Below are 10,157 nucleotides of genomic sequence, written 5' to 3'. Positions count from 1 at the left end.
TGTAGCATCTATGTTTACCTGGTAATGGTCAGCCGCACCCCATAAATTGGAACCATTCCTCGCCCTCACGTGGAAATACCAGGTCCCATCGGCTTCATCAGTGTAATTCTTAGAAGTGCCCGGTCCCTCTGTTTGCGTGTCCGGAGTAGTGGTTGGCGCGTGGTCCCAGACATAACTATACCCCGTTATACCGGAAGTATCACTCAGCCCACTCCAACCGAATGAAGGATCGTTGTTGCTGTACCAGGTGCCCTCTGTAGGATGGCTCGCTGATGTAATCGTTGGCGCTCCCGGGGGTGTGGCATCTAAGTAGCATGTGGTGCTGCCACGGTTCTGGTAATTAACATTGTACGAATTGTCTTTTAGCCAGATGTAGATTGGATGTGCCCCATCTCCACTTACGGTAATACCGGTTATCGGTTTATCTGTTCTCCAGGTTCCGTCAGTATCAGATGTGGGTACGCTATCTAACTTGTAGTAGGCACCTGCTATACCCGAAGGGTCAGAGGGATTAGTCCAGTTAACATTAAATGAGTTGGTGCTTGTCCAACCACTGGGGGTTGCATTAACCCCTGTGGGCGCTCCCGGGGCTGTTATATCGATAATTATGCTGTAATCGAACTTTGCCGTGTAGGGGGTGCTGGACCCACGGGTCCAGGCAAGAGGAATCTTTTGTCTGGAAATAGAAGGAGTTCCGGCATCGCAGTCCATGTGAGTACTTGTGATTGCCGTCCAGCTTGCTCCCCATGTGGAACCAGTTCGCTTTTTATACTTTATGTCGTACTTACTATAAGATGAACTACTATCTTCGTAGTAAATGGCGGCAAAACACCAGAGGTTCGCATCATCAGTGGTCAGACTTGGCGATCTGTCTTTGTCATAAGAAGCAGTTTGAATTGTCTCTGGTGATGACCAATTCGAGCCATTATAGTAGATATGTTTTATGTAGTCTCCGTAGATACCCACAATGTGGACATCGCTTCCAATCATGGTAACAGACAAGTTACCGCTATCGCAGAAGCTACCACTAACTGGGTCGATCCCACTCCAGGAAGAGCCATTCCAGGCAGACCATTTGACGCTGGCCATACGGTCGCTGAGAACCAGGAACGGATAGCTATTACGGATGGTAAGTGCGGGATAAAAACTTTCATCACTTTCGTCGTCATATGTATACACGGTGGAGACTGTCCCTGCAGATTGGAACTCATTGTCCGAACGGATTGCCTTCACCCCGGCCGGAGTTCCGTCGTCGTATCCATAAGCAACCCATATCCTTCCGCCACTCTCCCTTATGATAAATGGATTAGCATTGTCGCCTGTACTGACCACTGTCCTTTCCGTACCGTTACTCCAGCTGCCCCCCGAATAGATTAATTTCATGAAACGAATAATAACACTATCCTCCATGTAGACCACATAGATATTATCGTTGTCGTCGATACAGATGCTGTAGTAAGAGTAAATAGTAGAGTCGATTTGCGTGGAACCAGCTCCTCCGGCCAAGTTTGTCCAACTACTTCCAAAATTTGTGGATTTTTTGGCTCTAAGTCCCGGGTCTGTGCCCGAACCACGCTGATACAAGACAACAATTGTTCCATTACTACTTTGAACTATATGTCTATTCCTGGAATAAGCGGTTGCTGAAGCCCATGGGACACTGGTATCGATATCTGTCGATTTTGCCACAGAGACAATTCCGGTAACCAGTATTAAAGCGATAAAAAGAGTTAAAATTTTCTTCATTTTTCCTTCTCTATTCTAAACGCAGACTAAAGTCTGCTACTCCAACCGAAAAAGGTGACAGGTACTTTTTTCTCATTCCTGCTCCAAACCACGCAACCTTAAGGTTGCGGCTACCATTCATCTGAGCGTGGATTCCAGCGCTTTTGCCCTGTGGTCTTCAAGGATTTTCCTGATTGTCTGTAAAGGCAGATGCTGCCTTTCGATGTTCTTAATCATCCTCACCCTACTCAAAGTATCTTTTTTATCGTAAAGTCTCTGACCCCCGGGCGTAGTAGCGGCTACTTCCAATAGACCGAGTTCTGTATAGTACCTTATAGTTGATGGTAGTACACCTGCCAGTTTAGCCATCTTGCCAATTTTGAGTAAACCTCGTGGCGGTGATTTCTTCCTACCCACTTTTCCTTCACCTCCTTTCGTTTCGCTTCAATCACGGGTTCGATGAATCGAACCCCTACATTAATTCTCATTTTTTCTTTTTAGCTCTTTTGGCTAAATCTTCTTTGATTTGCAATAAGGTCCTTCGTTTGTCCACTACTGGTTTTATTTTCCTTATAATACTTAAAGTCTCCTCTCTATCATAAAGCCTGTAGCCTCCTTTTGTATGGCTGGCTACTTTCAAAAGACCTATATCCGTGTAGTACCTTATAGTTGATAATGGGACCTCTGCTACTTTGGCTATTTCGCCGATTCTAAGCAGGTTTTTATCAGTTTTCTTCCCAGGCATATCTTCATCTCCTTTCCACGTAACTTTACTATTTTACGCAGACCGAGGTCTGCTACTCCTTTCCCTGCTCGCAACCTGCTGTATGGCCTTACTGATTGCGCTTTTCTAACTCTACTCTAATCTCAGTAAGTGTCCATTTTCGACCATTAATGGTCTTGATGGTGTGGATTCTTTCCAATGTGTCTCTTCTGTCATAGAGCCGATAGCCACCTTGAGTGTTTGCCACTACTCTTAAAAGACCGACATCGGTGTAATACCTGATAGTGGAAACTAACACTCCCGCCTCTCTGGCCATCTCTCCAATCTTAAGAAGACCATTGGCTAATCTCATTCTCCTGGTCATCTTTTCTCACCTCCTTTCGCTTCGCTTCAGTCGGTGACCTGCCTGCTCACCGTCTCGCAGGCGTCGCTGGCCCGTTCCTCCTTATTCGTCGGAACAGCGACCCTCCTTTTGCAAACTTAAAGCGAACTGCTTACTTCTTACTTTGAGACAAAAAAATCCAAGCTACCGAAAAAGCCAAGGTTTAATTCCCTTGGCTATACGAGCCTTCGGCAGCTCGGATCACTCATAGCCTGGGCCTGCCTCCAATAAGCCCTAATCCTTATAGGAACCTTAGGAGGCCCCAAACTATAAAATGCTCTTATTTTCCCCAAAAAAGTGCTGCGCTGTATGGCAATAAACTTATGCCCGGTGCAAAGCACCAATGGGCACCGCCGCCAGGTCATACTTATACCTTTCCTTTCAAAGGGAATAGGTTGGGGATGCCATTAGCTTACCTTAAGGTCCTATACTTATATAGGACCTTTTCCTGGCATAAGTATACCACCAAAAATCGAGTTTGTCAAGCACTTTCTCAAGTAAGCAGTCTACTTTAACTTTTGCGAGGGGGATTGCCTACTAAGACACGAGTCCTATTTCTGAGATAGCAATCCCTAAAGTTCGATTATCCCTTACTTTTAAAGCTAATTTCGGTATAAACGTCTCCTCAGGCTTAATTGTCACTTTTAGAACTTGTTCATGATTCCAGAACTTAAAGCATAATCTTTGCCACTCTCCTGGCCTAATTAAGAATTCCCCAACTCTTCTCCCATTTATCCATACCCCTCCTTCTGTCTGGAAATGGGAAAAAGCCTCCATTTCTAACGTTTTCTCTTCTTCACCAGCAAGGAAATTTTTCAAGAAAATTATTCCATAGTTAGTGGTCCAGCGAATATTTCTTTCTGACCACTTCTCCAAATCATACCAGCCGAATCCAAGATGTTTGGTCTCATTTTCACCCATTTTCACCCAGGAGCCTAAACCTTTTCTATCCACTGTCGCCTCATACTGCACATTATAGTTTGGTAGTGGCACCTCTATTATTCTCTCCACTTTTTCCAGCATAGAAATAATTGGCTTATCTCTAATGACTTTTTTCATCTGAATTTTTACTCTTCTTATCAGGGTGTCTGGTAGCATAATCAAATTCCACAGTAGTGCCTTCAACCTGTAGTAAGCCAATCTAAATCTCTTTCGCCTGAGATGGCGATATATCGATTTAATGTCGCTATATAAACTTTTTGGTAACATCCAGCCTAATGTTACCAGTGACATATTCTTTAACATCATCTTTAAGCGATTTCGATGGTCAATATACTCATTAAATATGTCTTTTCGGAACGGCCTGAATTTATGATAGACAATTGCCTGAGGAACGGAATTGACTTTGTAGCCAGTCCACCAAGTGCGTATGCTGAAATCGAGGTCCTCATAATAAGTAAAGTAGTGTCTGTCAAAATAGCCTATCTTTTCAAATAAATCCCTGCGAATGAACATACCTGCCCCGCAGGCGCCCAAAATTTGCTTCTCCTTATCGTATTGCCCGCAATCAAGTTCCCAAGCTCCTCTATCTCTTCCCTGTAGTATTTCATTGCCAATAATTCCTGTGCTATTGATTACAGATGGCTCATTAAACATTAACATCTTTGGCATGCAAATTCCAATAGTCTTGTCCTGTTCCATAGCTTTAATTAACTTGTCCACACAGTTGGGTTCTATTTTCGTATCAGGATTAAGCAAAAGAACATAATCTCCTTTTGCCTGCTTAATGGTTCTGTTATTCCCTTCAGCAAAACCGTAATTTTTATCAAACCTTAACAATCTCACAGAAGGAAATTTTTCCTGAACAAAATCCGGGCTGCCATCAGTGGAAGCATTATCAGCAAGGATAATTTCAAGATGAGGGTAGTCCAAATTCATAACTGACTTCAGACAATCCTCCAGATGTTCGAGATGATTTCTGCTAAGGATTATTATACTGACCAAAGGTTCCATAAATTTATTCTCCATCGATATGAAACAAACCTTGCTCATCAGCAGGATTAACGATAAAACAATGCTTGCAACAGTCAAAAGGATTATCGGTATTCAATCTCCTTCTCATTTCCTGGTAAAGTTCATTATTCCAAATTTCCCGAAAAGGTTTTTCCTTAACATTGCCCATTACTGGAGGGTCGGGAGCACAACATGGTAAAACATTTCCAGTCCACTCGATATAAGCTCGTTTCCATAAAAATGGGCATATTTTAAATTTGCTTTTTAAGTTATTCTCTGACCTTTTGCTCTGCACATCATCAACCGGTTTAAATAATGGGGGAATATTCAAGTGGATATTTAACTCATTGGCTTTTTCTTGGGCAACCATCATATAACAATTGGCAAGTTCCTTATGATAAACTAAAGATTCATTTTTGATGCTTTCATAGAAAATAGTTACATGGGAACAGTCTACAGAGTCCACTCCAAGTTTTTTAGCGAGTTCTATTAACTTTGGCAATTCCTTAATATTTCGCTTCATCAACACAACTGAAAAATGCAATCTCGTCTTGTCCGCAGCACAAAGTTTCTCCCTAATTCGATTGAGTCTTCTAATGTTTTCTATCACTTGCTCAAATTTTGCACCAATTCTAATGGATTCATAGGTTTCCTTTGTAGCTCCATCAATTGATATATGTAAACAACCAGGAACTTGTAAAATTTTTTTTATTAAGTCATCATTGTTGAGCAGAGTCGCATTGGTAACCAGGTCTAACTTCATAGAGTATTTGTTAATAATTCTTAATTGTTCTATAAGATTACCAGCCATAAGCGGCTCTCCTGCCGTAGCTAACTGCACCCAGCTCGCATAGGGAAAAGTCTCATTAGCTACTTGCCTATAGATTTCGAAATCATATCTAAGCGCATTGATCTCTTCTTGAGGATATTTTCCACGTATGCACATTATGCAGCGTAAGTTACATTGAGTATCCATATTCATGGCCATAAACGTGGGCATTGCCCTGGCTATAGGAGAACGGCGCTTTTGTTCTTCCTCTGCCAATTGTTCATTATAAGTTTTGAGTTTCATAGGACTGTTCTTTATAAGAAGATGGATTTTTACTTTGTGATAAGGATGATATGTTATGTAGAAGAGTAGCGGGACCCTTCTTAATATCTTTTTTATCGCATCTTTGAGGTCCATCATAACTATTTTTGCAGTATCAAATATTTCTGGAATTACCAAACTTTTTCTAATGACTCCCTGCTTCCTAATAAACGCAGACTGAAGTCTGCTACTCCTATTATCCTTACATATGGCCAGATTGAGATTCTCCCTAAAACGCTTTGTAATAATATCCCAGGTATATTTGCCACATGCCTTCTTTCTGCCATTTTCCCCGAGCTTCCTTCTCAGGCCTTCATAGGTGAGAAGTCTCAGTATGGCACTCGCTAATTCTTGCTCGTTGTCATACTCCACCAGTATGCCATCCTTTCCCTGTTCAATAAGAGAAGCCACTGCACCTATGCGGCATCCAATAACTGGCTTGCCTGATGCCCACGCTTCCAGATAGGCTATCCCAAAAGATTCTACTCTTGATGGCATTGCAAATATATCGCAGCTGGCAAAAAGGTCTGATTTCTCACTATCTTGGAAATTATCTATAGGTATGATGTTTTTTCTTTTTCTCGCATCTAACGAAAAGACCTTCTTTTCTATTGCTTTCGAATAGGATGTCCTTGTCCCTGCCAGGATAAGTTTAGCCTGAGGAATTTTTCTCCAGACTATGTTCATAGAATCAACCAATGTATCAATCCCTTTCCCCTTCTCCTTTCTTCCCACAAACAGAACCACAGGAGCGTTACCAATATCGTATCTTCTCCTGAACTTCTGTGGATTCGAACTATTAAACTCCTGTGGGTTGATTCCATCCCCTAATATGAAGATACGTTCTTTTTCGATTCCCTTAGTTATTAGATAATTTCTTTCGTAATCTGTATTTACTAGTATCATTTCAGTATCTGACAAGACTTTATACATTATCTTTCTATTGAAAGCCCATTCATCCTCTGTGTGCAGGCAAGGAATAACTGCCATTGGTATTTTCCTGATTTTTTTTGCTATATAGGCATAATACATATTCAAAAATGGAAATGGTGTGGCAATAATAATATCGGTTTTTTCTTTGATAATGTGCGGTAGCATATTGAATATGATTGGTCCATTCCATATAGTCCTCACAACATCATCAAATCGCAACCCATGCTTATAGAAATACCTATGCACACTATCTATTAATGGTCGCATCCCCTGGTAAACGGGAAACCTTCTTACTCTCACACCATTTATCAATTCACTATTGGCAGGCAGCAAAGGAATTTCAGGATGGATATATGCCTCGGTAGTTTGGGCATTAGAAGAAAAGACAGTAACTTCTTCCCCGGATTTTACCAGCCTTTCTGAGATCTCTTTTATTTTCTTCTCAGCCCCGCCAATAGCTGGAAAATAATTATGGCTAACAATTAATATCTTCATATTCTATCCCTTTTCGGACGCCATAAATGTTGCCCCTACATTTCCCCGTCACCCTAAAGGGTCACCGGACTTTTACAGGAGAGAATCGTAAATTTCATTCAGCTCTCCGGCATTCTTTTCTATGGTTTTAACTTGCCTCGGAGTCTCTGATAATCTTCTCAGTAATTCCGGATTATTAATTACACTCACCATCTTCTGATATAAATCTTCTGGATCTCCTGCTTCAAATAGAAGACCCGTAACCCTGTCCTGGACAAGTTCAGCCATACCTCCCAGATTGGAAGTGATAATCGGTATTTTAGCAAGTAGCGCCTCCAAAATAGCAATTGGCTGATTCTCATACCAGATTGAAGGATAAACCAACACGTCAATCTTAGAGAATACCGAAGAAATATTTTTATTATTAAACGCTCCATAAAAAGTAATTCTCGAATCTGCCTTTAACTCCTTTCTCAATTTGTTCAAATAAGATTGGTCATAAGGTCCGAATATAAATAAAGATACTTTATCTCTTTTGATTTTATTAAATGCCCTTATGAGAACTCTTATCCCCTTATGTTCCGAAACACCACCAACAAATCCAAAGCGCAATTTATTTGAAGGTTCTTTACTGAAATTAGCAAGGAGTTTATGGTCAATTCCATAACCTAAATGGACAATTCTATTTTTCGGTAGTATATAATCCATAAATTTTTCTCTTAGAAATCTCGAAGGGGCAAGAATCCTCTCCGTCTTATCGAGCATATCCCTTAAGAATCTTGACCTTCTCGCTATCATATCGGGAGTAATAGAGGCTATGGCAGGATGGGCCTTAACGAATTTTTCTTTAAGTGTGGTCTTGAAGCTCGAGGGAACTAATTTCTTCACAGTTTTCAAAGGTTCAGGAGGATATTTTAAAAATTTGACTATCCTATCATTAAAACCTTCCAATTTTCTGTAAGTATAAGAAATCTTCTCACAGTTCGCACATTTATCCTTTGAATCCGGACCAGAACAAACCTGATTACCGTTAGTCAACAGCTGGACCTGTGGGCAGAGAAACCAGAAATCATGCAAGGTCAAAATCGTAGGGATGCGTCTTCGCTTGGCAATCTCTAGCATCGAAGCGGATAAACCCAACAGATGCTGAAAATGCACGATATCCGGTTTGATTTCGTTAAGGAAACGTTCAAATTCTTTATCCACAAAGGAATTTCGATAACTGTCATCAAAAATCAAACGCGGGTTGAAGTATAGCCTCCTAACCAGCAATCCATCGAATAATTCATCTTTAGAAAAGTCTTTGCCAAAAGAATCGTTCCCTTCCCGACAGAAAATATAAACTTTGTTTATTTTTTGTAATTCTTTAGAAATGTGGTAGGTATAATTTTCCGTTCCATAAGGATGCCCGGGTAAAAAATCATGAACTACTTGCACAATTCTTTTCATTTTGGTGTCAGAACGCGAAGTTTTGCTTCGCTACTCCTTTTTTGCTTCTGTCGCAACAATTTCTTATAAATGCCCAAAAGTTCGTCACATTCTTCATTTATAGACCTAACCCGTGGAATATTTTCCCTGAATTTTTGGATCAGCCCTGGCTCATTTATGACGCTTTCCATTTTCTGCTTTAGATCTAATACATCACCCCTCTTAAAAAGTAACCCATTATGTCCATCACGAACTATTTCCGGGATGCCTCCGATATCTGTGGCAATAACCGGGATTTTGTTAACAAACGCTTCTGAGATTGACAGGCCAGAGGCTTCGGGACAAATAGACGGCATAACCAGTATATCAATACCAGCTAATACGTTTATTAGCTCTGTACGCCTGAAGGTACCCATAAAATCGATTCTTTCATCGCCTTTGGCTATTCGGCGAAGTTCTTCTACATATTCTGTATTCGGAAAAATTCCATATAATTTCAGATTTACATTAGTAGATTTTATCTTCCTGAATGCCTGCAGCAAAACATGTGCGCCCTTATGCTCTCGTCCGCCTCCAAAGTAGCCGAAAGTAATATTAGAAATCCGACCTTTTCTTGAAGGTAACTTCGCAGGAGATATTGTCCCGGAGGACACAACTGTGAACCCATTGTGAAAGTATCCTTTCCTAAGATATACTTTCTTTAAAAATGACGAGCGGCAAATAATCTGGTCAACCTTTTCTAACTGGCTCTTAAGAAACGGCAATCTACCCGCTGCCGAAAAAAGTAAAGAAGAAATTTGCCTGTTATTGATTAAACTAAATTTGAATTTATTATCTGATATCACTTGTTCAACATAAGATTTCATCATTCTTTCATCAAATACCCTAGTAATCTTGTCATAGAGATCATTCTCTTTCCTTAAACACCAAATACAGTCCTTCCAGGAAAAATCCTCTCCACATAAACTCCTATCCGGTTTTAATCGAGTCCATCTCGGGCAAAAGAACCAGAAGTCTCTTAATGTTAAAACGACGGGAATTCTCAGCTCCTTTGCTGCGTCGATTATCGAAGAGGAAAGGTGCAGGAGATGGCAGATATGAATAATATCCGGGCAAACCTCTCTTAGAAAATGCTTAGCATATGTATAAAAAACGGGATTATAGTATTCATAAAGAATGGGATTAGGAGCCAACTCGGGATTAAAGACCAACCTTCTGACCGAAAGCCCATCAACTTTTTCATCAAAGAAGCCGACGGAAGGAAAGTTATCATCATCCCATTGCTGGGGAGCCAGCACCCATACTTTATGCCCTCCTGTGAGCATAACTTTCGCAGCCTGGAAAGTAGCTACACCTGTCCCGCCTACGGAACCGGGTGGAAATTCATGAACAACATAAACTATCTTCATAATCTACATCCCTGGTCAGCCATTCTTAAGAGTTCTGTT

General features: G+C 40.9%; 8 protein-coding genes. All 8 read right to left on the bottom strand.

Going from position 1 to position 10,157, the window contains the following annotated elements:
- Positions 1-1,746: hypothetical protein (locus VMW39_04025; GenBank protein HUW23180.1), on the bottom strand; the 1,746-nt coding region annotated here is incomplete at its 3' end.
- Positions 1,747-1,863: 117 nt separating this feature from the next.
- Positions 1,864-2,142: a MerR family transcriptional regulator gene (locus VMW39_04020; protein HUW23179.1), complete on the bottom strand. Its 279-nt coding sequence runs from the start codon at positions 2,140-2,142 to the stop codon at positions 1,864-1,866.
- A gap of 67 nt (positions 2,143-2,209) precedes the next feature.
- Entirely contained in the window at positions 2,210-2,470 is a 261-nt protein-coding gene (locus tag VMW39_04015) for a MerR family DNA-binding transcriptional regulator (protein ID HUW23178.1), read from the bottom strand.
- Positions 2,471-2,558: 88 nt separating this feature from the next.
- Positions 2,559-2,813 carry a MerR family transcriptional regulator gene (locus VMW39_04010; protein HUW23177.1) on the bottom strand — a complete coding sequence of 85 codons (255 nt, stop codon included), beginning with the start codon at positions 2,811-2,813 and terminating at the stop codon, positions 2,559-2,561.
- Positions 2,814-3,368: 555 nt separating this feature from the next.
- A complete protein-coding gene (locus VMW39_04005) occupies positions 3,369-4,784 on the bottom strand; it encodes a glycosyltransferase family 2 protein (protein ID HUW23176.1) in 1,416 nt (471 codons plus the stop codon).
- 4 nt (positions 4,785-4,788) lie between these two features.
- The gene (locus VMW39_04000) at positions 4,789-7,302 is read right to left on the bottom strand and encodes a glycosyltransferase (protein ID HUW23175.1); all 2,514 of its coding nucleotides are present in this window, start codon (positions 7,300-7,302) and stop codon (positions 4,789-4,791) included.
- A gap of 72 nt (positions 7,303-7,374) precedes the next feature.
- Positions 7,375-8,730, bottom strand: a complete 1,356-nt coding sequence (locus VMW39_03995; GenBank protein HUW23174.1) for a glycosyltransferase family 4 protein — start codon at positions 8,728-8,730, stop codon at positions 7,375-7,377.
- Positions 8,727-10,118, bottom strand: a complete 1,392-nt coding sequence (locus VMW39_03990) for a glycosyltransferase family 4 protein (GenBank protein ID HUW23173.1) — start codon at positions 10,116-10,118, stop codon at positions 8,727-8,729. The genes VMW39_03995 and VMW39_03990 overlap by 4 nt, the downstream gene beginning before the upstream one ends.
- Positions 10,119-10,157: the final 39 nt, after the last annotated feature.

It is taken from the genome of bacterium (assembly GCA_035530055.1).
In the GTDB taxonomy this organism is placed as follows: Bacteria; UBA6262; WVXT01; order WVXT01; family WVXT01; genus WVXT01.
The sequence above is the reverse complement of the archived record's forward strand: the minus strand, read 5'-3'. Positions and strand labels throughout refer to the sequence as shown.